General features: G+C 35.6%; 1 protein-coding gene. It reads left to right on the forward strand.

The annotated features are described in order from the left end of the window. Nucleotides 1-56 precede the first annotated feature (56 nt). Nucleotides 57-1,388 (forward strand): BCCT family transporter (locus GVV20_RS10565; RefSeq protein WP_250690217.1); only part of this gene is annotated, 1,332 nt, incomplete at its 3' end.

Genomic DNA, 1,388 nt, shown 5'->3' on the forward strand with positions numbered 1-1,388 from the left:
GTTGGGGATTTGCATCCCCTTACCTGAATCCAAATTATAGATTGGACTCAATTTCTATGTTATTACACGATATACTCATAACAGATTTAGGGTGGTTTTATGTACTAACAATGTTCGGAATAGTATTAGTATGTATATATATTATATTCAGTCCCATTGGTAATACTATTATCGGGGGTAAGGACGCAACACCTGAACATTCTACATTTTCATGGATAACTATGTTATTTAGTGCAGGAATGGGAATCGGATTAGTCTTCTGGGGTGTCGCTGAACCAGTTGAACACTATAGTGAACTACAACAATTTGGATCTATATCTTCTAATGACCATGTCACGCCATTAGTGAATTCCTTTGTTCACTGGGCGATTCAGCCTTGGGCATTATATGCGATTATGGCTTTAATAATTGCATATTTCCTTTTCAATAAAGAGAAGAAAGGTCTGCTTAGTGAAACACTGGGCTTTAAAAATACAAGGGTAGGTTATGGACTTAAGCATGTAATTGATATTTTAGTCATAATATCAACAATATTTGGCGTTTCTACTTCGCTTGGATTAGGTTCTAAGCAAATTGGTAGCGGCATTTCATTCCTTAACCCGGCATTTGAAAATTCATTCAATTTACAGGTCTTAATCGTAATAGTAATTTCAATTATCGTTATTTACTCTTCAATCTCCGGTCTGCATCGTGGTATGAAGACACTTTCAAATTTAGCAATATTAGGGTCAATACTTTTGGTATTACTTATGTTTGTAATGGGGCCCACAATCAAAATTATCGAAGTCACAATTGAATCAGTTGGAGTATATTTAAATAATTTCATTACACTAAGTCTGGATCTCGGAACAAGTAATCCCGAAAAAAGGATATGGATTGAATCGTGGAAAATTTTCTATTGGGCTTGGTGGATTTCTTGGGCTCCATATGTATCAACCTTTATTGCTAGAATTTCAAAAGGTCGTAGTTTCAAAGAATTCTTAATAGGGGTAATTGGTGTTCCTTCATTGTTTGCGGTGATTTGGTTTGGGGTTTTTGGTGGGACAGCGTTAGCTGGATCAAGCGACATCACTCTTCACATCATTGATGCAATAGCATCTAATGGACCCGAATATGCCTTCTACTCCTTGTTTACCCTATTTCCTAAAATCACCTTAATATTAAGTTGTTTAGGAATTATTGTTATTAGTGTATTTTTCATTACTTCTGCAAATTCCGCAACTTACGTTGTTGCAATGTTTACCGAAGATGGGAATATAAACCCAAGTACAAGAAGTAAAATAATTTGGGGCATACTAATTGCTCTAGTTTCACTTACTTTGCTCTTCACTGGAAATTTGGGAATTATCCAATCTGTTGCAGTACTTACTTCACTCCCTGTGCTAATA

The organism is Erysipelothrix aquatica (genome assembly GCF_009828775.2).
Taxonomy (GTDB): domain Bacteria; phylum Bacillota_I; class Bacilli_A; order Erysipelotrichales; family Erysipelotrichaceae; genus Erysipelothrix; species Erysipelothrix aquatica.